This is a genomic window from Planococcus liqunii (genome assembly GCF_030413595.1).
Classification (GTDB): domain Bacteria; phylum Bacillota; class Bacilli; order Bacillales_A; family Planococcaceae; genus Planococcus; species Planococcus liqunii.
Map to the genome: position 1 here is coordinate 3380298 of NZ_CP129238.1, position 24839 is coordinate 3405136.

At 46.8% G+C, this 24839-nt stretch carries 24 protein-coding genes; 8 read left to right on the forward strand and 16 right to left on the reverse strand.

Going from position 1 to position 24839, the window contains the following annotated elements; genetic code table 11:
* The first annotated feature begins 106 nt into the window (after positions 1 to 106).
* Together QWY22_RS16700 and QWY22_RS16705 are read left to right on the forward strand one after the other, a co-directional pair.
* Positions 107 to 613: a TRAP transporter small permease gene (locus tag QWY22_RS16700; protein WP_074508719.1), complete on the forward strand. Its 507-nt coding sequence runs from the start codon at positions 107 to 109 to the stop codon at positions 611 to 613.
* Positions 601 to 1863 carry a TRAP transporter large permease gene (locus QWY22_RS16705; RefSeq protein WP_300981950.1) on the forward strand — a complete coding sequence of 421 codons (1263 nt, stop codon included), beginning with the start codon at positions 601 to 603 and terminating at the stop codon, positions 1861 to 1863. Before QWY22_RS16700 ends, QWY22_RS16705 begins: the two co-directional genes overlap by 13 nt.
* A gap of 51 nt (positions 1864 to 1914) precedes the next feature.
* Here the strand turns inward: QWY22_RS16705 and QWY22_RS16710 are convergent, their stop codons facing one another.
* The 12 genes from QWY22_RS16710 to QWY22_RS16765 form a co-directional block, all read right to left on the reverse strand.
* Positions 1915 to 3213, reverse strand: coding sequence for an amidohydrolase (locus QWY22_RS16710; protein ID WP_300981951.1), 1299 nt, complete (start codon positions 3211 to 3213; stop codon positions 1915 to 1917).
* 29 nt (positions 3214 to 3242) lie between these two features.
* The gene (locus tag QWY22_RS16715; protein ID WP_074508722.1) at positions 3243 to 4772 is read right to left on the reverse strand and encodes an AbgT family transporter; all 1530 of its coding nucleotides are present in this window, start codon (positions 4770 to 4772) and stop codon (positions 3243 to 3245) included.
* A gap of 117 nt (positions 4773 to 4889) precedes the next feature.
* The gene (locus tag QWY22_RS16720) at positions 4890 to 6062 is read right to left on the reverse strand and encodes a M20 metallopeptidase family protein (protein WP_300981952.1); all 1173 of its coding nucleotides are present in this window, start codon (positions 6060 to 6062) and stop codon (positions 4890 to 4892) included.
* A gap of 280 nt (positions 6063 to 6342) precedes the next feature.
* The gene (locus tag QWY22_RS16725) at positions 6343 to 6921 is read right to left on the reverse strand and encodes a TerD family protein (protein ID WP_300981953.1); all 579 of its coding nucleotides are present in this window, start codon (positions 6919 to 6921) and stop codon (positions 6343 to 6345) included.
* 20 nt (positions 6922 to 6941) lie between these two features.
* Positions 6942 to 8024 carry a toxic anion resistance protein gene (locus QWY22_RS16730; RefSeq protein WP_074508724.1) on the reverse strand — a complete coding sequence of 361 codons (1083 nt, stop codon included), beginning with the start codon at positions 8022 to 8024 and terminating at the stop codon, positions 6942 to 6944.
* Between the two features lie 21 nt (positions 8025 to 8045).
* The gene (locus tag QWY22_RS16735; RefSeq protein WP_300981954.1) at positions 8046 to 9659 is read right to left on the reverse strand and encodes a YceG family protein; all 1614 of its coding nucleotides are present in this window, start codon (positions 9657 to 9659) and stop codon (positions 8046 to 8048) included.
* A 12-nt stretch (positions 9660 to 9671) separates the two neighbouring features.
* Entirely contained in the window at positions 9672 to 10484 is an 813-nt protein-coding gene (locus QWY22_RS16740; RefSeq protein ID WP_300981955.1) for a hypothetical protein, read from the reverse strand.
* Positions 10481 to 11590, reverse strand: coding sequence for a cysteine protease StiP family protein (locus QWY22_RS16745; RefSeq protein ID WP_300984421.1), 1110 nt, complete (start codon positions 11588 to 11590; stop codon positions 10481 to 10483). Before QWY22_RS16745 ends, QWY22_RS16740 begins: the two co-directional genes overlap by 4 nt.
* A gap of 5 nt (positions 11591 to 11595) precedes the next feature.
* A complete protein-coding gene (locus QWY22_RS16750) occupies positions 11596 to 12960 on the reverse strand; it encodes a phosphoribosyltransferase domain-containing protein (RefSeq protein WP_300981957.1) in 1365 nt (454 codons plus the stop codon).
* Complete coding sequence (locus tag QWY22_RS16755; RefSeq protein WP_300981958.1) at positions 12893 to 14038, reverse strand: HpcH/HpaI aldolase/citrate lyase family protein; 1146 nt, start codon at positions 14036 to 14038, stop codon at positions 12893 to 12895. The genes QWY22_RS16750 and QWY22_RS16755 overlap by 68 nt, the downstream gene beginning before the upstream one ends.
* Positions 14039 to 14150: 112 nt before the next feature.
* On the reverse strand, positions 14151 to 14729 hold the full coding sequence (locus QWY22_RS16760) for a TerD family protein (RefSeq protein ID WP_300981959.1): 579 nt from the start codon (positions 14727 to 14729) through the stop codon (positions 14151 to 14153).
* A 14-nt stretch (positions 14730 to 14743) separates the two neighbouring features.
* Positions 14744 to 15361, reverse strand: coding sequence for a TerD family protein (locus QWY22_RS16765; protein WP_300981960.1), 618 nt, complete (start codon positions 15359 to 15361; stop codon positions 14744 to 14746).
* A gap of 347 nt (positions 15362 to 15708) precedes the next feature.
* On the opposite strand from QWY22_RS16765, the gene QWY22_RS16770 reads away from it, so the two are divergent.
* From QWY22_RS16770 to QWY22_RS16795, 6 genes are all read left to right on the forward strand, one after another.
* Positions 15709 to 16647, forward strand: coding sequence for a glycosyltransferase family 2 protein (locus QWY22_RS16770; RefSeq protein ID WP_300981961.1), 939 nt, complete (start codon positions 15709 to 15711; stop codon positions 16645 to 16647).
* The gene (locus QWY22_RS16775; protein WP_074508729.1) at positions 16637 to 17047 is read left to right on the forward strand and encodes a GtrA family protein; all 411 of its coding nucleotides are present in this window, start codon (positions 16637 to 16639) and stop codon (positions 17045 to 17047) included. Before QWY22_RS16770 ends, QWY22_RS16775 begins: the two co-directional genes overlap by 11 nt.
* Positions 17048 to 17051: 4 nt before the next feature.
* A complete protein-coding gene (locus tag QWY22_RS16780; protein WP_300981962.1) occupies positions 17052 to 19640 on the forward strand; it encodes a YfhO family protein in 2589 nt (862 codons plus the stop codon).
* A gap of 114 nt (positions 19641 to 19754) precedes the next feature.
* Positions 19755 to 20336, forward strand: coding sequence for a superoxide dismutase family protein (locus tag QWY22_RS16785; RefSeq protein WP_300981963.1), 582 nt, complete (start codon positions 19755 to 19757; stop codon positions 20334 to 20336).
* 117 nt (positions 20337 to 20453) lie between these two features.
* Complete coding sequence (locus QWY22_RS16790; protein WP_300981964.1) at positions 20454 to 21332, forward strand: SDR family oxidoreductase; 879 nt, start codon at positions 20454 to 20456, stop codon at positions 21330 to 21332.
* Positions 21333 to 21452: 120 nt separating this feature from the next.
* A complete protein-coding gene (locus QWY22_RS16795) occupies positions 21453 to 21848 on the forward strand; it encodes a DUF2512 family protein (RefSeq protein ID WP_300981965.1) in 396 nt (131 codons plus the stop codon).
* 438 nt (positions 21849 to 22286) lie between these two features.
* Here QWY22_RS16795 and QWY22_RS16800 read toward each other — a convergent pair whose 3' ends face one another.
* From QWY22_RS16800 to QWY22_RS16815, 4 genes are all read right to left on the reverse strand, one after another.
* Positions 22287 to 22979 carry a YqjF family protein gene (locus QWY22_RS16800; protein WP_300981966.1) on the reverse strand — a complete coding sequence of 231 codons (693 nt, stop codon included), beginning with the start codon at positions 22977 to 22979 and terminating at the stop codon, positions 22287 to 22289.
* Between the two features lie 56 nt (positions 22980 to 23035).
* A complete protein-coding gene (locus QWY22_RS16805; protein ID WP_300981967.1) occupies positions 23036 to 23860 on the reverse strand; it encodes a manganese catalase in 825 nt (274 codons plus the stop codon).
* A 24-nt stretch (positions 23861 to 23884) separates the two neighbouring features.
* On the reverse strand, positions 23885 to 24175 hold the full coding sequence (locus tag QWY22_RS16810; protein ID WP_300981968.1) for a hypothetical protein: 291 nt from the start codon (positions 24173 to 24175) through the stop codon (positions 23885 to 23887).
* 161 nt (positions 24176 to 24336) lie between these two features.
* Positions 24337 to 24756, reverse strand: a complete 420-nt coding sequence (locus QWY22_RS16815; protein ID WP_300981969.1) for an organic hydroperoxide resistance protein — start codon at positions 24754 to 24756, stop codon at positions 24337 to 24339.
* Positions 24757 to 24839 lie beyond the last annotated feature (83 nt).

Sequence of the window (24839 nt, forward strand, 5' to 3'; positions counted from 1 at the left end):
TAGAATTATTTAAATATTTGCTCTTGTTATCCTTTTCATCTTATATTATGATTTAGCTAATAATCTCGTATCCAAAATACATTGATAATGTAAGGGAGGAAAAAAGATGAAAGTTTTACGAGTTTTAGATTTGATTGAAAGCGCTTTCTCTTCTTTGTTTTTTTTGGTCGGCATTGGCATCAGTCTCTATTCCGTTTTCATGAGATATGTTTTAGGCAACTCTCAAAGCTGGGCTACGGAAATTTATACAATGCTTCTGGTCTGGGCAATCTTTATCGGCTTTTCTACTGCGTTAAAAGAAAACAAACACATTGCCATCGATATTCTGTATGACAAATCTGGGCCTGCTTTCAGGAAGTTTTCTCAGGTCATTACCCTTTTAGTAGGACTCTTCTTCAGTGCATTTATTTTCTGGACAGGCATGGATATGGTGATGACCGCCTATGATCAGCAAATCAAAACGATCGACCTTGGTTTCCCCATCTGGATTAACTACTTAATCATGCCGCTCGCCGGTCTACTGCTGTTCATTCGTTTTTGCGAAAAAGCTTATCGGTTCTTTGTTAAAAAAGAAGATGATACCGGAGGGGATGACATTCTATGGAAACAGTAATCGTCATTGGTTTATTATTCATTCTTGCTTTATTGCGGGTACCGATTGCCATAAGTTTGGCGGTTTCAAGTATTATCGGGCTTTACCTGGTGGACTTTTCACTTAATACGGTTATCCAGAGAATGTTTACCGGCGTCAACAGCACCACCTTGATGGCCATTCCCGGCTTCGTATTCGCTGGATTGATCATGGCACAAGGCGGAATTTCGAAGTACCTGATTGAAGCCATCCGTTCATGGGTCGGCCATACAAAAGGCGGATTATCCGTTGTTACGGTCCTCACCTGTATGGTTTTTGCCGCGATTTCAGGTTCCAGCCCGGCTACTGCTGCTGCCATTGGTGCTATCATGATTCCCATGATGGTCAAGGCTGGCTACGACAAGAAATATTCCATGGGCTTGGTTGCCTCAGCCGGAACACTAGGAATTCTAATACCGCCTTCTATTCCTTTGATCCTCTATGGATCTGTGTCGGAACAATCGACTGGAAAACTGTTTTCTGCAGGTATCCTGCCGGGCTTAGTATTAGGGCTGGCATTAATCATCTATGCAGTGATTGTTGCCCACAGAAAAGGCTACGGCGGATTGCCAAAAGTTCCGATAAAAGACCGGATCAGACCGACGATCAAATCCATTTGGGGTCTGATTATGCCCGTTGTTATTTTGGGCGGAATTTACAGCGGGATTGTCACACCAACTGAAGCTTCTTTCCTTGCTGTGCTGTATGCGCTCATCATCTCTGTTTTTGTATACCGCGAACTGAATTTATTCCAATTCAGAAATATTCTTACCGAATCCATTAACACAACAGCCATGATTTTCCTGATCATCGCAGCAGCTCTTGTTCTCGGTACATTCTTAACTACCGAACAAGTGCCGCAGGATTTTGCCCAGTGGGTCAGCGACAGCGGGTTTAATAAGTGGACCTTCCTGCTGATCGTTTCGCTGCTGTTCTTTGTTCTCGGCATGTTCCTTGAACCGACAGCCATCATTTTGATCACGCTGCCGATTCTCTTGCCGATCATTACAGCATTGGAAATCGACGTCATCCATTTTGCCATCATCATGGTTGTCAACATGGAGCTCGGGATGATTACTCCGCCGGTCGGTCTGAATCTCTTTGTTGTAAGCGGGATATCAGGCGAAAAGGTGGAAGAAGTCATCAAAGGCGTTGTTCCGTTTTTCGCGATATTCATTATCGTGCTGGTGATTGTCATTATCTTCCCGCAGATTTCTTTATACCTCACGTAAACTAACTCGATAGACAGCAAAAAGACGGAGAGCTGAGCCTCCGTCTTTTTCTTATGAATTGCTTATTTTTACGGCCGACTGGTACAGTACATCAACCGCTGCGAGCATTGAATCTTCATCAAAATCGAAACGTTCATTATGGTGCCCGGCCGCTAAATCGCTGCCGACGATGCAGTAAGTCGCAAGCCCGCCGAGCTCTTTTACGCGTTCCATGTAATAAGTCGCGTCTTCAGAGCCTGCCGAATCCGTCGACCATTCGACTGTTTTCTTCATCAGCGGCGACTTTTCCGCAGCCCTTGCTAAAGTTTCCACCAATTCTTTGCTGGGCATACTGCTTTTCGCTTCGCCAACAATCTCCACTTTGACTTCCACTCCGTACATTTTTGCAGCACCTTCTAAAACATTGAGGGCTTGAGAACGGATGTAGTCATTGATTTCCGACGTTTCTCCGCGTGTTTCCACTTTCAGTTCCGCTAGAGAGGGAATGATGTTGCGGCCGGTTCCGGCATTCAGAACACCGACATTTACCCGTGATGCGCCTGCCGAATGCCGCGGGATTCCGTATAAGCCGAGTACCGCTGAGGATGCTGCCATTAACGCATTGCGTCCTTCTTCCGGCTTTCCGCCGGCATGGGCCGCTGTTCCTTTAAAGGCGATATCCATTTTAGTCGTTGCTAAAAACCCTGAATTCCCGGCTACAAACTCACCGGATGGCACTCCGATGCCCAAGTGCATGGCGATAAAGAAATCGACGTCATCTACAACTCCCGCTTCCACCATTGACTTGGCTCCGCGCGTCCCTTCTTCAGCCGGCTGAAAAATCAGTTTAATCGTTCCGGCTAGCTGTTCTTTATTGTCCATTAGGGTTTTCGCAAATCCAAGACCAATGGAAGTATGGCCATCGTGTCCGCAGGCATGCATCTTAAACTCGTTCAACGAAGTGAAACCTTTTTCAAACGGAATGTGGCCGGCAGACATTTCTTCCTGGATATCAAGCGCATCCATATCAAAACGGTAAGCAAGAACGGGACCTGGTTTGTTGGTCTTTAACGTCGCAACAATTCCTGTCATGCCATTTTTGAATTTCGGCAGCCAGTCGATATTGGCACCATTTTGTTCAGCCCACCTGTAATGCGCATCCAAAATATCTTGTGTCGGCACACCCATGCGCGCTTCTGCTTTCATAACTTCTTCCGCAGTGCTCATGCCATAGCCAAGTGAGTCTAAATATGCTGCGGCAAGAGAAGCTGTCCGCATTTCCAAGAATCCCGATTCGGCATGTTTGTGCAAATCGCGGCGCCAGCGAATCATCTGATCCTGCAAATTTTCATCCAATAATTGCTCTGCCATCTTTTCTCCTCTTTTCCATTAATGATTGTTTATAGATAAGGGGTGATTCCCGGTCCAAACTGAAGTTCCGCAAAGAAGAAGATCAGGAACATAATGATCCAGACGGCCAGGAAAGACAATGTATAGGGAATCATTAAGGAAATCAACGTTCCCATTCCTGCTTTTTTATCGTATTCGCGCATGAAAGAAAGCACGACAATAAAATAGGGATTTAACGGCGTCACGATATTGGTCGAGGAATCCCCGATCCGATAAGCCATTTGTGTGAATCCCGGATGATAACCGAGCTGCATAAACAGCGGTATAAACACCGGTGCTTCCAGTGCCCATTTCGCAGAACCGGAAGAAATCAGGAAGTTCAGCATTGCGGTAAAGAGAATGTAGCCGACGATCAGGTAGATTCCTGTAAAGTTGATTTGCGTCAATAATTCAGCACCGTTGACCGCTACCCAAGTTCCGATATTGGTCCATGTAAAATAAGCGATAAATTGCGATGCAGCAAAAATCAGAACGATAAATCCAGACATATCTTTGATAGACTCACTCATAAATCCGACAGCATCTCTTGAACTTTTGATAGCTCCGACGGTTTTTCCGTAAGCTACGCCGAGTACAATGAAAAGACCGAAAATAATAGGTACGATTCCTGTCAAGAACGGCGAAGGAATCAAGCCGCCTTCTTCATTCCGAAGCGATGAACCCGGCAGGAAGATAAGCAATGCAAGCACCGCCAGATAAGCCAATGCTGCAAGGCCGGCGTTGCGCAGGCCCTTATTGGCTTTTGGATGCTCTTCTGCATCCACGTCAATGACCATATCGCCTTCATATTTTCCTAATTTAGGCTCGATGATTTTTTCTGTGATGAGTGCAGCAACTATGGTTAGAACAAAAACAGAAATCATATTGAAATACCAGTTGTCAGCCGGTGTGACAATAACAGAAGGATCAAGGATTGCAGCAGCTTCCGTTGAAATTCCCGAAAGCAAAGCGTCTGTTCCAACAATCAGCAAGTTTGCCGTAAACCCGGCGCCGGCACTTGCGAAACCTACTGCAAGACCCGCGAGCGGATGGCGTCCAATTTTATAGAATACCATTGCCGCGAGCGGCGGAATCAAAATCTGGGCAGCATCCGATGCGATATTCCCCATGATTCCGACAAAAGCAATGGCGTATGTAACAAGCGCAGGCGGTGCTTTTAAAATAGTTTTGCGAATGGCAATTTCCAATAATCCGACTTTTTCGGCCAAGCCGATACCTAGCATAATTGCGAGTACCGTTCCAAGCGGTGCAAAGCCTGTAAAGTTTTCAAGCATGGAAGTTATGATGTATTGCAGCCCGGCCCACGACAGCAAATTTTGGATTGCCAGCGTCTCTCCAGTGCCTGGATGAACGACCGAAGCATTGAACATACTGAAAATAAAGGAAGCAATCATAACGGCGACTGCTAAGTACACAAAAATCATAAAGGGATCGGGCAGCTTATTCCCTAATTTCTCGACGACGTTCAAAAAGCGTATAAAAAATCCCCGCTTCTCCACGTTCTGTTTTGGCTGTTTCATCTTTCTCCTCCTCTGACTGCATAATTACACTAATACCTTAATATTATATTCAGAAATACATCGTTTTTTCAAGATATTCCGATAATTTTTAATAAAATGACGTCTTAACGTTCGGAATTAACGTAATTCCTTCAATTTTTCCAAAGCTTTGACCGTAACTTTTACCATTGTATCGACGCCGATTTCAATTGCATCTTCATTAAAATAAAATTCCGGATCATGGAGCGGTTTCGGAATTTCTTCTCCTTCTTTGGCACATCCCAGCCAATAAAATGCACCGGGATACTGAGCTAAAAACCGCGAAAAATCTTCTCCTGCCATGGATGGATCTACTGTTGGCAATGCTTCTTCACCAAACGAACCAACTGCAGTATCCCGGACTAACTCTGCCCATTCCGGTGTATTGACGGTGGCATCATAGCCTTCAATATAGTCGTAAGCAATTTTGACTTCGTATGCAATTTCAAATCCTTTGACCAGATTTTCAATTCTCCGTTTAATGGTCGACTTTGCTTGTTTACTGTAAGTCCGAACCGTTCCAGTCAGTTCTACATGGTCGGCAATTACGTTGTAGCGGTATCCGCCATTAATCGTGCCAATCGTAATAACAGCTGACTCCAATGGGTTCATGTTGCGGCTGACAATCGACTGAAGCGAAGAAATAAATTCCGCAGTGACGACAATCGCATCTTTTCCTTGATGCGGCATACTGGCATGCCCTGCTGCGCCGGTAATTGTAAACGATAGCCTATCGGATGCCGCCATCATCTCTTTATCGCGAACCCCGATTTTCCCTACTGGCAAGTCGGGCCATACATGCTGCCCAAAAATGACATCCGGTTTGTATTCATCAAAAACACCGTCTTCCATCATCGGCCTTGCGCCGCCGATTGGCGTGGATTCTTCATTCGGCTGGAACACAAGAAGGACACGCCCCGGCAATTGATCCTTCATTTCCTGCAGCTTGAATCCTGTACCAAGCAGCATGGATGTATGCGCATCGTGTCCGCACGCATGCATTTTTCCTGCAACTGTCGATTTGAATTCGACATTCGTTTTTTCGATAATCGGAAGCGCGTCAATATCTGCACGCAAAGCGACAGTCCCTCCGCTTCCACTTCCCTCAATTATTCCAAGGACGCCTGTTTTGGCAAAGCCTGTTTTGAAAGGAATGCCGGCTTTCTCCAATTCGGCCTGAATGCGTTTAGAAGTTTCCCATTCCTCGCCGCCAAGTTCCGGATTCCGGTGCAAATCTCTCCGAATCTCTTTCACACGTTCAGTAATCGTCATCTGTATTCATCCCTTCTATGTATCAACTCTTCTTTTCGAGCTTAGCATAAAATAAAAAGCGGATGTAGAATTAATGAAATAAAGAGAATTTTTTGATACTATAGTATGATAATTAAATTCATCGTAAATTGGTTTGTGTAAAAGTTTATTATCCTTCCTTGAAGCTATATCCAAGCTGAGGATTCCTCCAACTTCTTCTTCCTTGCCTATATCCAGCCGGTAAATTGCAAAACAAAAAAACGTCCATCAATTTCTTGATGGACGTTTTTGCATTCATTTATCAGCTCAAACCAAAGTCGCTGACAAGGGCTGCCAGGCCGCCTTGGTAGCCGCTTCCGATGGCGTTGAATTTCCATTGGCCTACATGGCGGTATAATTCGCCGACGACAAGCGCAGTTTCAATCGAAAAATCTTCGCCTAAATCGTAGCGCAGAATTTCTTCGTTGGTGCTTTCGTTCAATACACGGATAAAGGCATTGGATACCTGGCCGAAGTTTTGGCCGCGGCTTTCGCCTTCGTGGATCGTTACCGTGAAGACCACTTTATGGACATCTGCAGGAACATTCGGCAAATCAACCAGCACTTGCTCGTCGTCTCCATCGCCTTCGCCGGTCAAGTTATCTCCAGCATGCACAACGGAACCGTTGCCGCCTGACAGGTTGTTGTAGAAGATGAAATCTTCCGGACTGCGGGATTTTCCGTTTTCCGCAACTAAGAATACAGATGCATCCAAGTCGAAATCTCCGCCTCCGCTGTATTTGTTCGTATCCCAGCCAAGGCCGACAAGCACTTTTGTCAATCCCGGATTGGTTTTTGTTAAATCGATTTTCTGGCCTTTTGTTAAGTTAATTGTAGACATATACTGATTTCCTCCTCCGATTAATTCGCTTTTCGTTGGGTGTCTTCGTATTTCTTCTGCAATTCCTCAATGCGCAAACGCCCTTGCTCACGCATCTTGCGGTTTTCCGCTTCGATTTCACGTGTGTCGTTCATGCCTTGCATAATCGTTTCCCAAGTCTGTTCAATGGTTTCGATCTTGATGCTAGGTTGTCCGGACATGCGGGCAATATCCACGCTTTGGCGCGAAATATCATTTGCGTTATTCAGCAGCATTTCATTGGTGCGGCGGTCCAGTTCATTCATGCCTTCTGCCACCAAGTTTTGGCGTTTGGCCGCAATGGCATTAATCAAGCCGGTCTTAAAGATTGGAATCGTTGTGACAAACGCAGAATTGATCTTTCCGATCAGCTTCGTGTTCCCGCGCTGCAGCATACGGATTTGCGGAGCCGACTGGTAGGAAACCTGCTTCGCCATTTCCAAATCATAGACGCGCTGTTCCAACAATTCGATGGCGTTTTGCAGGGAATTCAATTCCATCAAAGCCATCTGGTTGCCGGATTCCGCCCGTTTGCGCACTTCCGGCTCCTGGGCTTTCAGTTCCTGCACTTTGATGTCTCCAGCGGCGATGTACTTTTCCAGTTCCATAAAATAATTGAAGTTCTGGTCGTACAGCTCTTCCAAAGTCGATGTCGACTTTTTCATTTCAGTTTCGTATTTTGTAATTTCGACGTAGACTTTGTCGATTTCCGTACCCATTGTCTGATACTTATTGAACAATTGTTCAATCACTTTATTGCCTTTATTAAAGATTTTGTTGAGGAAGCCTTTCTTTTCAACAAAATCTTTTTTATCGAATTTGTCCATGATTTTGCCGAGCTGCTTTAAAAGTTCACTTGATTCTTCCATGCTGTTGGCCTGGACCGAATTCAAGACTTTGCCGGTGAAAGCGGAGATTTCATTTGCGGGTTCACGCCCGAATTCCAGCAATTCAATCTGGTTTTTGGGGTTTATTTTTGAAGCCAGTGCCAGCACTTCAGGGTCTTTTTTCAACTGGACTTTCAAGTTGTTTTCATCTTGCATGACCAGCTCTTGCTGCTCGATTTGATTTGGCAATGTGCTCATTGGTATCCCTCCCTGTAATGGTTAAAGCCATTTTCTGAATAACTTTTTGACCACTGACGGTTCGCGGTATGGCTCGTTGTAGCTGCGGTCATCCAGCCAGTGCGTATCGATTGATTCGGCATCGATCCAACGTTCAATGTCCTGATGCCCTTGCGGATTGATAATGATGACATCGAGTCCGAATGTATGAATGAGTGCAATGGCATTAGCATCCGCACGGCTCAATTCGCCGTCTTTTTCTTCATTGTAAAACAGCAAAGTCGGGACAAACTGCGGGTAATCGAACTGCTGGATCAGCTGAATAACAGCGTCCGGCATCGACATTGACTGGGAAAATTGATAAAGCTGGAGATCTTCAAACGATTCGCCGTTTTGCGGAGTGAGCATCGGCTTTTCAACAAGCCGTGCAATCGCTTCGCAAAGGGCCGTTTGCAGGCCGTCCGGCAAGCGACCGTATTTCCACCAGTTGGCCGTTTTCATCTTCTCGGGATCCAACCGTCCATTTTTTCCGAGCGCCGCCCGGTAATGGAACTGCTGGTTCCCTTTGCGTTCTTCGATAAACGGAAAGCTCCGGACCAATAGCGTGTCCTCGCGTTCGGTCAACCCATGGATATTGTCCCAGAAGCGCTTCCGGTCTTTTTCAATGCCCATGATTTTGGCAAACACCACCGGGATGTTGACGCTTCCGCGTTCCACGCCAAATGATGGGCGGACCATTGCCCGTTCTTTTGCAAGCATAAATGCTTCATCAATGGTCGTTTTCAGCCGGATGGATTTGGTTAAATAGGATTTAAACTGATAAGGCTTATAGAGGCCGGAATCGTCATGGTGCAGCAAGCGGTCCACTTCCTGTGTCGCCCGGTATGCGACCGTTCCGACCCGCTCCGGCTTTTCTTCCGGAAACGGCAGAACCGCATCCCCTGTCACCTGGAAACTGTGGGTCGGTAAATCTTTTTCTTCCAATACCGTTTCGAGCCAATGCTTTCCGGTCGGATCGAAAACGATGACATGAAAACCGAAAGCCGCAGAAAATTTAAGGAACCATTTTTCGCTTTCTGTCGTATCGCCGTACCAAAGGAAAGCAGGCAGCCCTTTTTCCAGGTCCAGCTTTTCCAGCTCCGGCTCGATGTGGTTGAACGTCCATTTGACCAAGTCTGTTGCAACCCGCCGGAACGAAGAATGGGTCGTGCTTCCGCCGGATTGCGTTTGGAAAGCTTTCAATATATCAATCATGACCAGGCGAATCCGCCGATTCAGCCCTGCGTCTTTCAATCTTGGCAGCAAGCCTTTGCCATCAAGAAAAGCTACAATTCGGTTTGGCGACAGCCCTCGCTCTTTCGTATTCATTTCAAACAAATCCTGCAGGCTGCGCAAACGTTCAGCCGCAATCTGCTTGTTCAAGCGCCCGGATAGCCGTACGAGGCGCCCCTTTGACTCTTCCATCAGATCATAAATTGAAGCAAAATAATCGTCGGCATCGAGCGGCATTCCGACAAATTGGCCGAGCAGCTGCGGATAAGTGATGGCATCTTCTTCAACTTTCGTTTCCGGATGATTGACAATCGGCTTCGTCAGCCAGTCGCCCAATTTTTCCGGATCCCACGTTCTCACGCGGACCGGATGCAGTTGAACCATGGGATTTCCTCCTTATTCAAACTTCCGGGAAATACTCATCACTTTCTCCAAGATTTCTTCCCCGGCTTTGATTCCTTTTTCCTCGGTAATTTCAATATGTTCAGAGACAGCACCGCTCTGGACCGCTTCTCCGTGGGCAGGCAGCAAGCCCAGATCTGCATTTTCAAGCAGGCACATATCCAAAAGCGAATCCCCTGCTGCCACTACATAAGCCGCATCGATGCGCTTTTTAACGTATTCCATTGCCGCCGCTTTCGTAATGCTTTCCGGCATAAAATACAGCTTTCGGCCCTGGAGCGACAGCGACCAGCCGATTTCACGGAATGTCCTTTGGTAAAATTCCATTTGGTCTTCCGGGAAACGTTCCCGGTCCAAAATCATATAAACAAACCAGTCATCCGCTTCCCGCACGCTCACTACCCAGTCTTCTGTAAAATATCGCTCAATTTCCGGCTTCAGCTCCTGAATGATCGTTTTCCGGCTGACACAACGCTTACGGATATCGTCCGACCATTCTTTTATGGGTTTTCCGTTTTCCAGGATGACGGCTCCGTTTGCAACAATTGCAAAACGCGGGCGTTCACTTCCGCTATAGATGCCCGTCACCCGCTCATACTGTGCCTGGGTTCTGGTGGTTACCGGCAAAAAGCAGACGGAAGAATCAAGGTTCCACAGCGCCGACTGGCTTTTTGCCGTCATAAACGAATGCGGTTTCCCGTCTATCCGCTCCGCTTCTCTCAGTTCCTCTTCCGAAACGCCAGAACCCATAGTGCGGCGTGAATAAATCAAAGTCTGGTCCAAATCGCTGGCAAATAAAATCGTCATATCTCTTTCCCCGAACGGATCAGCCCGATTGCCCGGTAAAATAACTCCGGCACCACTTCAACCGGCACGTCCTTTTCCTTTGCCAAAACCAGTAAGTGCTGAACATCCGAATGTGCCGGATCTTGGACAAGCACTTTCCACGGACTGCGCCGAAGCAGAACACGCGTCGTTTCCCCAACGCCTGGTTTGATTAACGTATAGTCTCTTTCATTATACATCTTTTGACCTATTTCTTCTACTTCTTTCATGCCTTCCCAAGTACGTTCAGCTGTAACCGGATTCGCTGCAACTGCATCTTCTACCGCTTTTAACGTTTCCGAAAAGCTGGCTGTAACCCGGTCGACAAAATCATTCGACAAGTCCTCTTCCAGCAAGTCGCTGTAGAATTTGGCGCCGTGGAAATCTTCTTCGTTGATAAACTGGTCGTTCAAGATGGTCCGGCTAATCAGGCCTGAGACCGTAGCATTCAAACAGGCACTCGGAATGAGAAAATCTTCGCGTGTACCAAATAGTACCGCACACGCTCCAGGATCTGCGAGCACTGCCATATCATCGTATAGTTTCAAGCCCTTTTGTTCATTCAGCAAACGGACCGAGCGGGTCAGCTCTTTTTGGATGGCCCCTTTTCCGGTCCAGCCGTCAACAAACTGGATGCGGCTTTCGGGATGCCGGCTCCGGATGGCTTCCATCGCATTTTCATCAATTCCTTTTCCACGCAAAATCGACACACTGTAATGCGGCCAGTCCACATTGAGCACTTGCCGGGCGTAGCGTCGGACCAAGATGCCGATCGGGCTTCCCGCTCTCGCCAAAGAAACGAGCACAATGTCCTCCGTTTTGGCATTCAATGCAATGCGGCGCGTCAAAAGCCCGATTAAAAAGCCTAAGCGCTGCTTCGTCGCCTCCACTGTTTCGTGGTACAGTTTTGTATATTCTGCAGAAGGACGGTATTCCATCGGCAGGCGTTCTGCGTAATGGCCTCCCGCCCGTACTGCATTTTCACGTTCCTCGAGCGTACTTTCCCCAAAAACTTCCGAGACATCTTTCAACAAAAATGTGATGTCTTCTTTCGGATAACTTGTTTTCACCAATCCGGTCGCAATCATCAGGCTCAATCTCCCTTTTTTGCCCCCGTCAATGAAATCCATTCAACAGGCGCTTTTTCTTTAAGGTACGTGACTAGCTGCCGCCACGCGGCTTCGTCCACTACCGATTCGGCGATCAAATAAATTTTATCGATATCCAGTTGCTTTAAATTGTACAGGAATTGATCCACACCTTCTGCATCAGGCAAGCGGAACTTCACTTTTTCTTTGATAGGATACCCTTCTGCATCAGAAGCGAAAATCGGGCTTCTTGTCGCAGTCTGCACCAATGCATCAGCATTTAAGGCATGGGCGAAGCGCAGAGGCAAGTACATATTCTCCCCTATGCCAATGACCAGAGGTTTTTCCCCGGCTTTAGCGTTTACGCGGCCAGCTGCCTGTTCTGCCCAGCGGCTGATTTTATCATGTTCTTCGCTTGTCAGGCTAAAGCGGCCGGTTAGCGGCACGTAGCGCTGGCCGGTGGCGGATTCATATGGAAGCTGGTCCGCTTCCGTTATTTCCTGCAGCGGGACTGAACTGTCTCCTGCTAAATAAGGAAGAGGCGCTTCGTCCGGCGATTCACTGTGATGCAGTTCAAATTGCCCTTTCATGAGCGACAGAACATCCACTTGAATGTTTCGCGCAGCTGCCAGTTCAGCCGTTTTTTTCTGCTGTTCTTTGCTCCGCCAATCCAAGATCGAAAGCGATTTGTATTTTTTCCCAGGAAATTGGTCATCGAGTGCCTGGATTAAGTTTATTAAGGTATTGCCGGTCGAAATCTCATCGTCAATCAACACAATGGTTTCCGCTTCTTCCAACATTCCTTTAGGAGCATAGACGATATGGGAAGTGGCGTGGGAATGTTCTTCTTCGAAGACAAAAGAAGGGGTCAGTCCATTGACGTTTTCGCGGGTTGTATGGATATAGGCCGCTTCTTTAAAATGCTGGAATACAGCATGCCCTAGCCCTGTAGCGGTCTCAGCCATTCCGATGAAAATGGTTCGTTCTGGCAGCTTCGTTTTATAAGCCAAGGCTTTCTTTATCTCATCCGGATCGCTCTTTCCGGTTTTTATTAATGCTGCGAGTGCATCCGCATAAGACGGGTAGTCGAGTCCAGCGTCTTCCATCAACAAATAAGCAAGCAAAGTGCCGGTCCCAAGCGCGACTTCGGGCCGCACAGCCAAATGCTTGGCGATTAACGGACTGACGAACAGGAACTGCCGCTTTTTGTTGACTCGTAAAGCCATAGAGAAAAGGGACTCCGGAAGAAGCCCTTTGTAAGTTTCATAAACTGCAACCGAAAGGTCCAGGTTTTGCCATAATTTAAAGTTGGTTTGATAATCGGTTCGATCCAATATAGTTGAGGACATCGATTGGTTTATAGTTTTCATTCAGCACCCCATATACTTCCGCCTGGGCCATCACTTTCCGTGCCCAGCTTAAATGCGGTTTCACTTCATTCATTTTGTTGCGTTTCGGGCTTTGCAGGACGCCGTTGGACTTGAAGCTTTGAGACATGATCAACGATGCATCTTCATACGTTTCAAGAGACACGATATGGCCGGCATTGACGATTGAGATCTGGGATGGATGGATGCATGTTTTGCCCTTAAAACCGTTTAGAACGTCCACCTGTACTTCCTGCCAAAGCATTTGTTCCGGCTTGGAAGACATCGGGCGCTCCTGTCCTGAAGAGAAATGCTCGTATACCGGACCCGAGACGACAAAACCGTCTTCCGCCCGGCCAAACTGGTTTAGGATAGCGGTTAAGCCGTCCCGGATCACATGGACCTCGTAAATTATCCGCTCCGCCGGGCGCCGGAGGCCGTAAAGGCTGGAAAAATCGGTGGCCCCAACCCGCACCGTCAACACCCGGTCTATTTCTGCCAATAAAATCCGGTGGATTTCCTGGAGATTTTGTTCACGCAGTTCGGAATACAGCACTTCTTTTGTTTCCAGCAAAGGCAAGGCATAAAGGTTCCGTCCTGCTGCTTCGCTTGCCCGGTCTAATGCAGCGAAAAAGCCTGGAAGATTTTCAGCGCTGCTTTTCGGAAAAACGATTCCGGTCAAAACGCCAAAAGCTGTTCCGGCTTCTGCAGTCAGCTTATCAAGCTGAGCCGCATTCCGGACACGCAAAAATAGCGCCGGACCGGCTTCTGCCTGAAAAATAGCTGCTCTTTCCAGCAGTTTCAACTGCTCGATGACATTTGCTTCCGCCTTCGGCAGTTCCAAATCGGCAACCGCATCTTCCAAACAGATAATCAACGTGGCTAATCCCGAAAAAGCCCCCCGTCTATACTGCCCCGACAAAATCTTATCTCCAAATTCCGGGCGTGACCCCGGTGTGTAAAGAGCTGCACCCAATGCCAGCCCCAGTGTTTCCCGTTCCGTATCACGGTTAAATTCTGCCGGGGAATATTTAAAAAATGCCTTCAGCTCAGAATCAGTCAATACGTCAAAATGTCTCATAAATTGTTTCCTCCCGGCACGCTGCAAAAGCATGGCCAAAATTAATAACTAAAGTTACATAAAAAAAGGCTAAAAAAGCAAGGAGGTATGCTCCTTGCTTTTTTCTTTGCCATTAAGCGTCCAATCCAAAATCCTTAACAAGTGCACCGAGCCCGCCTTGATAGCCGCTGCCGATCGCATTAAACTTCCATTCATTGTTGTGGCGGTAAAGCTCACCAACGACAACCGCTGTTTCGATAGAGAAATCTTCCCCTAAATCGTAGCGGATCAATTCTTCGTTCGTGTCGCCGTTTACAATGCGCACGTAAGAGTTGCTGACTTGGCCAAAGTTCTGGCCGCGTGTTTCTGCATCATGGATCGTAATGGCGAATGTAACGCGTTCGATCGAAGATGGGACCGTAGATAAGTTCACTTTCACTTGCTCATCGTCGCCGTCTCCTTCGCCCGTCTTGTTGTCGCCTGTATGCTCTACTGCACCAGCTGCACCGATTGTGTTGTTATAGAAAACAAAATCCGCTTCAGAAGAAGCTTTGCCGCTTGAGTTCAATAAGAAAACAGATGAATCAAGGTCAAAGTCCTGTCCTCCGTCGTACTTGTTTGTATCCCAGCCAAGACCGACAATTACGTTTGTTAATCCTGGATTTGATTTTGTTAAGTCCACTTTTTGCCCTTTAGATAAATTGATTGCCATTCTTCCTTCACTCCTTATGCGTATTTGTTTGCGATTGAACCGATATCCGGATCGATGGTGCCTTCTCCGACAGCCGAGAATTTCCAATCCGTTCCCTGGCGGTACATCTCACCAAGAATCAGCGACATTTTGCCTGCGTAGTTCTCAGTCAAATTGTAATGGATCATCTCTTCTTTCGATTGGTTGTCCACCAAACGGATAAATGCATTTTGAATCATGCCGAAATCCTGTTTCTTTTGCTTGGCATTGTAAATGTTTACGACAAAGACCAAACGATGAACCGATGGGGAAATCCGTTTCAAGTCGATTTGGATGGTTTCGTCGTCTCCTTCGCCTGCACCGGTCAAGTTATCGCCGGAATGGACGACGCTGCCGTCTTTGCTTTTTTTGTTGCCGAAATAAATGAGGTTTTCTTTCCCACTTAACTTCCCGTTTTCATCAAGCAAGATAACTGAAGCGTCACAATCCACATCCGCTCCACCACCGCCACCGCCGCCAAGCAGTCCGCTTAAAAAGCCGCCGCTTTTTTTGGTAGTGACCGGGTCCCAGCCAAGTCCGACCATGATGCTTGAAAGTGACGAACGTCCTTTAGTTAAATCAATTTTTTGACCTTTTACGAGATTGATAGCCATTCTTCGCACTCTCCATTCATCGTTATGTACTCTAACTTCAATAGTATTTGTAAATCCGGAAAATTTCAATTATTAAGGGTTGTTGCCTAAAGGTTCCCCCTTAAGGAACCCGCGCACCCAAAAAACGTCCCGATTTAAAATGGGAACTTTTTACTGTGGTAAAATTAAAATAATCCCGATATAAATATATACGATTAACTCGCTTTTAAGTTTCATTTGTCACAGAAGATACAATTCTTCAATGTTATCCACCGGTTTTCAGCATACTTTTATCGAGCTGCGGGTAAACAAAACCATAGTGTGTATTTTATGAGCATAAAGCATCAAGAAATGAAAGGGGAGTACAGATGAAGCTTATTTCAATTGTGGTTCCGGCTTACAACGAAGAAGCAAATATTATGAGCATGTATGAAAAGTTGGTCCAGGAACTTCACCTGCTTCCATACCAATATGAAATTATGTTTATTAACGACGGCAGCAGTGATGGAACTCTCCAGGAAATCTTAAAGCTCGCTGAAAGACATCCGGACGTGAAGTACATTTCGCTGACCCGCAATTTCGGCAAAGAGTCCGCCATTTTGGCTGGGCTGCACCGCATCCAGGGCGATGCGGCTATTTTAATGGACAGCGATTTGCAGCATCCTCCCGAATTGATCGGCCAACTGATCGAAGGTTTTGAAGAAGGCTTCCACCAAGTAGTCGCCAAACGCTCCCGGACAGGCGATTCAAAGTTTCGGAGTTTTTTATCTTCCTTCTATTATAAAATCGTCAATGCCGTCACCGATGTCGACTTCGTGGACGGCGAGGGCGATTTCAGGCTGCTCAGCAGAAAAGCCATCAATTCCATCCTTCAGCTCAGTGAAAGCAACCGTTTTTCAAAAGGGCTGTACTCCTGGATTGGCTTAAGCAAAAAAATCATCAGCTACGAAAATGTGCAGCGCGCGAAAGGGACATCCAAATGGTCGTTCTGGAGCTTGGTCAATTACGGCATTGATGGTATTATTTCATTTAACTTAAAGCCTTTGCGCGTTTGTTTTTATACTGGTTTCCTTGTGCTCTTCCTCTCGCTCGTCTATATCGGGGTGACTTTCTACGAAATCCTGAAAGAAGGGGTTGGAGCGCCCGGGTACTTCACCACCATTACTGCAATATTATTTTTGGGAGGAATTCAATTGATCAGCTTAGGCGTGATCGGGGAATACGTTGGCCGGATTTACAATGAAACCAAAAGGCGGCCGAATTTTTTAATCGATATCAGCAATGCGGATGATTACGATGAATCTTAAATCGCTGAATACTGAATTCACCCGTTTCATATTTGTCGGTGTCATCAACACAGCTACGTATTACTCCATCTATCTGATTTTGCATAACCTATTGTCATTGCCCTACTTATTGGCGCATATCGCCGGTTTTTTCATTTCGTTGAATATTTCTTTTTTCCTGAACTGCTATGTTACGTACAGGATCAAACCGACCTTGAAAAAGTATTTGTATTTTCCGCTGACGCAAGTCGTCAATATGTCTGTTTCCACTCTGCTGATTTTCGTATTCGTGGAATTTTTTAATCTTAACAGCAATATTGCCCCGTTCGCGGCAGTATTGTTTACCATCCCGATTACATTCGCAGTTTCCAGTAAAATTCTGAAAGGATCGGTCCGGACGGCCGGTGCGAAAAGAAGGTGAATTGATGAAAGAAAAATCCCCTAATCTCAAATTCTATTTCATTTGCCTTGGTTTGGCTTTTCTTGCCCACGGGGTCTTTTTGTATCAGTGGACCCGGCAGCATTATATGATCGGCATCAATGACGGCGGCTCTCAAATGCTGCCGTTTAAACATTTGCTTTACAATCAGTACACAAACGGCGAGTTTTTCTACTCATTCGACTTTGGGCTCGGCGCAGGAACTTTCAGCGAACTGTCCTACTACTTTTCCACGTCGATCGTGTTTTGGGCATCCGTCGTTATAGTGTTTGCCTTGGAGTCGCTCCATGCCATCGGTTCGCCTGATGTCTTGTTCTGGGCAAATGCCGCTGTCTGGATCAACGTGGTTCGGCTGAGCCTGGTGCTGTTCATCACTGCCCGTTTGTTTATGTATATGAAAATCAACCGCTTCCCTGCTCTGCTTGGCGCCAGCATCTACGGAATTTCCGGCATGTATTTCCGGCATGCCACCTATTGGGAATTTTTTGCGGATGCTTTTTTATGGCTGCCGATTCTGATTTTTGGTATTGAGAAAGTGTTCAGGGAGCAAAAGCCTGGCTGGTTTTTGTTCGCCGTCTCGATTTCCTTGATCGACAATTTCTATTTCTCTTATATCAATTTCCTGTTAGCCGGACTATACATACTTGCTCGCTTGGTAATTCGCCAGAAACCGAACGAAACCGGCTGGCTGAAAGCCGTCGCGGTGTTTCTGGTTACCGGGATCATCGGCTTCGGCATCAGTGCCGTGTCCTTTGTGCCGGCTGTTTATGCATTTTTGAACAACCACCGCCCGGATTTTGAACAGGAAATCCCGTGGGTTGATTTAACAGACAACATTTTGTTTACAAGCCGTTTCATTGTGCTGCCAGCTATTTTCGTGCTGTTTCTTTTTTGCTTTTCGCTGTACCGCTACAAAACGTTCCGGTTGTTTGCCGTTTTGGGCATAGCCGGAACGCTGCTTCATTTCAGCCCGGTTGCAGCAAGTGTCTTCAACGGGTTTTCAGCTCCTCAATACCGCTGGGAATATTTCCTGTCGCTGGTTGCCGGCGGCACAGTTGCGGCCGGTTTCCAGCACATCAGGACACTGACGCACCGCCAATTCGCTGCGGCAGGCGTTTTGACCGCGGCTGTCTATATGTTCGCCGTATGGATGGATCAGACATTTGATTGGAATGCCCAGTCTACCAAATTGATCTTGCTGAGCCTGCTGCTCACACTCCTTTTGGTATTTACGGTGCTGCAAGTTAAGAAGAAAAGCGCCAAAGCGTGGCTTGCAGGATTCCTGATTGCTTCCACCCTCAGTTTTGCCAACATCTATCAAGTGGAAAAAATACTGGAGGATGGCCGGATTGAACACGTCAATAAAGATCTGCTGACGAGTTCCGGATACGACACAGCGGAAGTGCGCGGCCTTATTGAAACCATCCATGAACGCGAAGACGGCGTTTCCTACCGCATCGACTGGATGGAAGGCGTTCGGAACAACACGCCGATCGTCCAGGACTTCCGGGGGTTAAGCGCCTATTCAAGCATCCTGAATAAAAACCTGTTGTATTTTTACTTGTATGATCTGCAAATCGATATGGGCCGCGAAAGCGTCAGCCGCTACGCTACGCTCGGCAACCGGGCTAATCTCCACAGCTTATTGCAGGGCAAGTATGCCATCAAAGAAAAAGGCGACCCGAATATTCCGTACGGTTTTACCGAAATGATGTCTTCCGAAAATTACATCGTCTATGAAAACGGCAATCCGCTGCCGTTTGCCCGTGCGGCTTCGGTTGCTTACTCTGAACAGCAGCTCGAAAGCCAGCCCGCCATTGTTCGGGAACATGCCATGTTGACTGGAATTGTCCTCGAGGGCGAGGCAGCTTCACAAACTCTGCCGGATGTGAAGAATCAAACTGAAGCTTTTGATGTCCTGGAAGCTGGAGCCACTTACCGCGACAGCCAATTGGAAGTTTCCGCAGATATGGGTGGAATCGACTTAGTCCGCAGCGGTTCATCTTTTATGGAAGGAGATTTATATGTTTCCTTCCGCTTGGAACATATCTCGCCGGATAAAGGCTTTCCACTAACTGTAAATGGCTACGAAACCAGCCGGAAAGCAAATACCTCGATTTACCGGACTTATGTCGATGATATCACCGTACGGATTCCGGCAGAAGACACCGTCAAAATCCGTATGCCAAAAGGCGCTTACCAACTTACAAACCTTCGGATCTTTGAAGAGCCTTACACCGTGCTGCAGGAGCAAAGCCAAAAAGATACCGGCTTACAGGCACTCTCTATTGATGGGAGCCGCGTAAAGGTTTCGTATGACAATTCTACTGATGAAAAGTACCTGGCAGTGAATATCCCATTTGAGCGTGGCTGGAAAGCGGCAGTGAATGGCCAGGAAGCAGAAGTGTTAAAAGCAAACTATGGCTTTGGGGCTGTCCCTCTTACAGAAGGAGCCAATGACATCACCTTTACTTATCGGCCGCCCTTTTTCTATCTGACCTTAGGCATCAGTCTGTTTTCTCTCCTAATCGGTGGCCTGTATGTTTTCTGGAGCAGCCGGAAAACTCGCATCTAATTTAGATTCCATCGGTTTTCTCCTACAAAAGGTTCCATTTATCTGAATTGAGTTTATTTCCTCACCAAAATGTGTAATGAAGAATAACACGAATTCAAGGGAGGAAATGACGAGATGAAGCGATGGCCGATGCTGATCCTTTCAATTCTACTGATTCTGATTCTTGCAGCCTGTGGAAATAATGAAGACCCACCTACCGAAACCGATGGAGCTACCGAAGTCGAGGATGAAAATGTAGACGAAGGCAATGAAGACCCGCCAAACGGCGAGGAAGCTGAAGACAATTCCGATGAAGGCTCAAGCGAAGATTTGATGTTTGCAACGGTTGAAATGATGGACAGCGACGGCAATGCTACTGGCACTGCTGAACTGAGCGCAGAAGACAAAGGCGTCAATGTAGTCCTTCAACTTGAAAACCTTGAATCCGGCGGCCATTCCGTTGAATTCCGGGATGCTGGAAAATGTGAAGCTCCTGATTTTGAAACGACTGGAGAGCCATTCGGCGGCGACATCCCAGATATTGAAGTAGGCGATGACGGCAAGGTAAACGAAGAATTTATGGTGGAAGGCGTCACTATGAAAACAGGGCAAGAAAACTCCCTGCTGAAAGAAGGCGGAGCCTCCCTCTTTGTCCAAGGCAGCGATAACTCGGAATCAGTGGCTTGCGGCGTTATTACGGCAAATCCTCAACAATAAAAAGAGCGGGAATAGACCCGCTCTTTTTTTCATGCTGTTTTCTCTTCTTGTTCTGCGTTTAGCGGCTCCCTTACAGGGAATAAAAAATCTAGACACTATTTTAAGGAGGACGAATGCATGGCAAATGAAGACAAATATGAAAAAATTGATGAAGAAGTGGAGCCCCAGGAACAACCGGAACAACCCGGACACGAATCCGACATGGCTCCTGAACCAATTTATGACGATCAGGATTATAAAGGCTCTGGGAAGCTCGATGGAAAAGTTGCATTGATTACAGGCGGCGACAGCGGAATTGGGCGCGCAGTAGCAGTAGCATTCGCTAAAGAAGGCGCCAATGTCGCGATTGCTTACTTGGATGAACACGAAGACGCTGATGAAACGGTTAAAGCCATCGAATCTTATGGCGTGAAAGCATTTAAGTCAGCGACTGATGTCAGCGATGTGGAAAATTGCAACCAGCTGATTGTCGACGTCGTTTCCGAGTTTGGCCAATTGAACATATTGGTGAACAATGCCGGAAAACAATTTCCACAAGATGACTTTTTGGCCATCACGCCGGATCAATTAATGGAGACGTTTACCACGAACATATTCTCCATGTTCTATTTATCGCAAGCAGCAATTCCCCATATGCAAAAAGGAGATTCGATCATCAACACTTCTTCCGTTACAGCATACCGCGGCTCATCATCGCTGATCGATTATTCCTCGACCAAAGGAGCCATCACGACGTTTACCCGATCGCTTTCCCAAAGCCTTGCTGAAAAAGGCATCCGGGTCAACTCAGTGGCTCCCGGCCCAATTTGGACACCGTTGATCCCGGCTACATTCGACGCTGAAAAAGTCGGGAAACATGGCGGCGACACGCCAATGGAACGCCGCGGCCAGCCTGCTGAAGTGGCACCGGCTTATGTATATTTTGCTTCCAAAGACTCCACTTATGTCACAGGGCAAGCCATCCATGTAAACGGCGGCGACTTTATTTCTTCCTGACAATACCCAGCCAAGGCTATTAGAGCCTTGGCTTTTTTCATTTCTTATAAAAAAACGGTTTCATAGGCCATATTCGGGTATAAGAGTGATATGAATCTCTTAATCAGGGAGGTGAAAGAGTTGAGATATATCGAAGCATTGCTTATGAAGTTCGCCATGGTATTCGCCGTCCTATTTGTCATTTTAGGGCTTACTTACGGAGTTGGAGTATTTGATATTTTCCTCCTTAGCCTCGTCATTACACTCGTTGGATTTATCGGGGACTTGGTTCTTTACCCGCGTACCTCCAATAAAGTTGCAACTGGCGGCGATCTCGTCCTTTCTTTTCTGATCGTGTGGCTCTTGGGGTTGGCATTGATTGAAAATCCTGACTTCTCGCTTGTAACGGCGGCCATCTTTTCCGCTATTGTCCTGGCAGTGGGTGAGTGGTTTTTCCATATCTACCTTACCAAACGCCTTTGGGAACAGAAGGAAACTTCTAAAACAATAAAACGCGATGCCCCACGGCAATCGTAAATTTAAAGACGCTGAAGCAGCCGCTTCAGCGTTTTTTAGGCTGTCCAGAAACCTTGAAATTTTTGCTTATTCCGTTTCAGGCGGACGCTTTTCGCGGGCTCGCGCCGAGCCGCTTCGTCGCTTCGCGACTCCAGGGTCTCGACGGCTTCGCTTTCCCGCAGAAGTCGCCGCCTTCCGCTTCATTCCGTTTTCCTACTTCTTTACCAGGATCCACATATGAATAGAGAGAACAAAATAAAGCGCATAGTGGTTTCTGGTGTTCTCTTGATATGGAGCAAAACAGCGGAGACTCCCGCGGGACAGCGCTGTGCCGAAATCCACTCGGCTGCTAGGCCGAGTTAGTTCGGCGCAAGCCCGCAGGAAAGCGGAGTTGTTTTGCGGAATATCGGTGTTTTTCTGTATCTTTCTCTTCAAGCTTCAGCGTCTTTTATCTATGCACTATTCAATTGCAGGCGGGAAGAAAAGAACTTTTTGGGTCCCTCCGTAATGAGCGATGGGCCGCTCGAGGTGAAAGTTTTTCGGCAGAAAACTGGCCATCGTATTTTTAAAGATTTCCCCTTGGATATACTGGAGCTCCCACGGGGGATGGTCGATGTCGACGCGCAGCAATCTGTTCTTCGGCTTTGTCCATAAACAATAACGTTCCGTCAGCCATGAATCGAAAAAATTCTTTTTGATGGGTGCTGAGGCAATTTTGTAACTTAAGCTAAGCGCTTCCGGAAATGCATGCCGGTGTGTTCTCCGGCTTTCAAAAAGACAGGTCCCTTGCCTTTTATTCATTGACATCCGGGCGTGGCGGTAAGGCAGAAAATCGCCTGTGCTTGCGGCTTCTACCGCTAATGCACTGTCTGCATCCAACGAAAAAAAGTAAACCCCTGACCGGCCTTTGTACTTTACATAAGTTCTTACATTCAACTCGAGATACGGCGGGACTACCGGAATCGGAGAAATGCCTCTTAAACTCGTCCCTTTGGCCTTGAATAAGACAACGCCAATCCAGGCGAATCCATCATACAAATCCAGTTCAAGTTCTCCGGGCACATGCTTCCTCAACCATTCAGCCTGGACAGGCCAGTGCAGGAAAACAACTTCATGCCATTCTTGTTTCATGACCCAAGGGCGATTTGCCATAAATCCACCTCTTTCACAAAAGAAATAAGCCTCTTCATTGAAGAGGCTTGGTTTTCTTATTTCAGGTCTTCTTCCGGAAGCGTGTTATGGGCTTCAGGAGGAGCTGGTTTTAGTACCGGGCGTTCGCTCAAAGGTTCCGGTTTTTGCACCGTAATCGGATGGCCATCCGGAGCCGGCTGGCTTACCCACGGCAATTGATCGGCCGTACTTGTTTCCGGGTTTACGTATAGAATATGTGAGAATTCCTGCGCTTCCCATTCAGGTGGGACAGTTGATGGTACGATTGGGCCTTCTTTGGCTTCCAAATCTTTAATTGCCGCAAGCCATTGGTTTTGGTGCATCGTGTCGCGTGCAATTAAGAAAGAGAATAAATCTTTGACGCCTCTGTCATCGGTCATGCTGTACAAACGGGCAACTTGCAAACGTCCTTGCGACTCCGCGTTGACGTTTGCACGGAAGTCAGCCAATAAGTTCCCGCTGGCTACAATATAACCTGCGTTCCACGGAACGCCGTTGCTGTCTTTAGGAGATGCTCCCAAACCATGAACAATTGCGTGCTGCGGATTCATACCGCCCATAATTGCGCCGACAATCGGATCCGCTGCCGCTTTTTCCTGTTCATAGACAGGTGCACCTTCTAATAAACGGGCAACGAGTGTTGCCAGCATTTCGATATGTCCAAGTTCCTGTGTTCCTGTATCCATCAATAAGTCTCTGTATTTTTCATTTCCTCTTGTGCTCCACCCTTGGAATAAGTATTGCATCGCTACCGACATTTCGCCAAATTGTCCGCCGATCAATTCCTGGACCTGCTTAGCAAATACCGGATCTGGACTCTCCGGTTTGACATGATATTGAAGTTCACTTCTGTGGAAAAACATAGACATTACCTCCTGAATGATTTTTTAGTTTTCTTTGGAGTTCGTTGAGTTGGAGTCGATGCGGCTATCACTGGCAGGCGACGCATCTTTGGGATGCCCGCCATCGTAGTCGGAATCATTTCCGCCGGTGTTAAATGTTTTGCCGCTTGAACTTTCGCCATCGTTTTGTAATGAAGAATCAGTTGCTGATTGTTCTCCGGCATTGTCGGATGCCTTGTCGCCAGTACCGGAACCGTTTCTGTTGTTGCCTGACTCTCTGCTTTCATCTTCTTTTTTCTTCATCGCTGCTTCATGTTCTCGTTGTTCCTTATCCATTTTCCTTCCTCCCTTCGTGTTTTGACGGCGTATTATCTGAATACCCTGCACTTTTCACTTAAAACCATTTTTTGTCTAGTGTTCCGCTTATTCATACAAAAGTCATAAAGCTTTTAGGCATAAAAAAGAAGAGGCATGAGCCTCTTCTTTTTAGATATGGATTAAGTTACTTTCAATTCTACGTCAATATTGCCTCTGGTTGCTTTGGAATACGGGCAGACCTGGTGTGCTTTTTCAACCAGTTCTCGTGCCTTTTCTTCATCTACTCCTTGAACTGAGACGTTCAAAGTGACGCCGATTTTATAGCCGCCGTCTGATTCATCTTTCAGGAAATGGACATCCGCTTTTACGGATGTACTTGAAACATCCGCCTTTTCTTTTCGGATGACCAATCCGAGTGCACCGTCAAAGCAAGCGGCATAGCCTGCTGCAAAAAGCTGCTCTGGATTTGTGCCATGGCCCCCTGGTCCACCCAGTTCTTTCGGTGAAACCAATTCAAAATCGATGATATTGTCTTCAGACACGACTCTTCCTTCTCGTCCTCCGGTTGCTAATACGGATGTTGTGAATAATGCTGACATCTTTCCAACTCCTTTTCTTATTTAAATTTTCAAATAAATTAGCGAACAATTAAAACGTACTAGTTTTCAGTATACTAGTCAAC

Excerpts from the sequence above, each read along its gene's own strand:
- QWY22_RS16700 (WP_074508719.1), top strand. The coding sequence starts at position 107 with ATGAAAGTTTTACGAGTTTTAGATTTGATTGAAAGCGCTTTCTCTTCT.
- QWY22_RS16705 (WP_300981950.1), top strand. The coding sequence starts at position 601 with ATGGAAACAGTAATCGTCATTGGTTTATTATTCATTCTTGCTTTATTG.
- QWY22_RS16710 (WP_300981951.1), bottom strand. The coding sequence starts at position 3,213 with ATGGCAGAGCAATTATTGGATGAAAATTTGCAGGATCAGATGATTCGC.
- QWY22_RS16715 (WP_074508722.1), bottom strand. The coding sequence starts at position 4,772 with ATGAAACAGCCAAAACAGAACGTGGAGAAGCGGGGATTTTTTATACGC.
- QWY22_RS16720 (WP_300981952.1), bottom strand. The coding sequence starts at position 6,062 with ATGACGATTACTGAACGTGTGAAAGAGATTCGGAGAGATTTGCACCGG.
- QWY22_RS16725 (WP_300981953.1), bottom strand. The coding sequence starts at position 6,921 with ATGTCTACAATTAACTTAACAAAAGGCCAGAAAATCGATTTAACAAAA.
- QWY22_RS16730 (WP_074508724.1), bottom strand. The coding sequence starts at position 8,024 with ATGAGCACATTGCCAAATCAAATCGAGCAGCAAGAGCTGGTCATGCAA.
- QWY22_RS16735 (WP_300981954.1), bottom strand. The coding sequence starts at position 9,659 with ATGGTTCAACTGCATCCGGTCCGCGTGAGAACGTGGGATCCGGAAAAA.
- QWY22_RS16740 (WP_300981955.1), bottom strand. The coding sequence starts at position 10,484 with ATGACGATTTTATTTGCCAGCGATTTGGACCAGACTTTGATTTATTCA.
- QWY22_RS16745 (WP_300984421.1), bottom strand. The coding sequence starts at position 11,590 with ATGATTGCGACCGGATTGGTGAAAACAAGTTATCCGAAAGAAGACATC.
- QWY22_RS16750 (WP_300981957.1), bottom strand. The coding sequence starts at position 12,960 with ATGAAAACTATAAACCAATCGATGTCCTCAACTATATTGGATCGAACC.
- QWY22_RS16755 (WP_300981958.1), bottom strand. The coding sequence starts at position 14,038 with ATGAGACATTTTGACGTATTGACTGATTCTGAGCTGAAGGCATTTTTT.
- QWY22_RS16760 (WP_300981959.1), bottom strand. The coding sequence starts at position 14,729 with ATGGCAATCAATTTATCTAAAGGGCAAAAAGTGGACTTAACAAAATCA.
- QWY22_RS16765 (WP_300981960.1), bottom strand. The coding sequence starts at position 15,361 with ATGGCTATCAATCTCGTAAAAGGTCAAAAAATTGATTTAACTAAAGGA.
- QWY22_RS16770 (WP_300981961.1), top strand. The coding sequence starts at position 15,709 with ATGAAGCTTATTTCAATTGTGGTTCCGGCTTACAACGAAGAAGCAAAT.
- QWY22_RS16775 (WP_074508729.1), top strand. The coding sequence starts at position 16,637 with ATGAATCTTAAATCGCTGAATACTGAATTCACCCGTTTCATATTTGTC.
- QWY22_RS16780 (WP_300981962.1), top strand. The coding sequence starts at position 17,052 with ATGAAAGAAAAATCCCCTAATCTCAAATTCTATTTCATTTGCCTTGGT.
- QWY22_RS16785 (WP_300981963.1), top strand. The coding sequence starts at position 19,755 with ATGAAGCGATGGCCGATGCTGATCCTTTCAATTCTACTGATTCTGATT.
- QWY22_RS16790 (WP_300981964.1), top strand. The coding sequence starts at position 20,454 with ATGGCAAATGAAGACAAATATGAAAAAATTGATGAAGAAGTGGAGCCC.
- QWY22_RS16800 (WP_300981966.1), bottom strand. The coding sequence starts at position 22,979 with ATGGCAAATCGCCCTTGGGTCATGAAACAAGAATGGCATGAAGTTGTT.
- QWY22_RS16805 (WP_300981967.1), bottom strand. The coding sequence starts at position 23,860 with ATGTTTTTCCACAGAAGTGAACTTCAATATCATGTCAAACCGGAGAGT.
- QWY22_RS16810 (WP_300981968.1), bottom strand. The coding sequence starts at position 24,175 with ATGGATAAGGAACAACGAGAACATGAAGCAGCGATGAAGAAAAAAGAA.
- QWY22_RS16815 (WP_300981969.1), bottom strand. The coding sequence starts at position 24,756 with ATGTCAGCATTATTCACAACATCCGTATTAGCAACCGGAGGACGAGAA.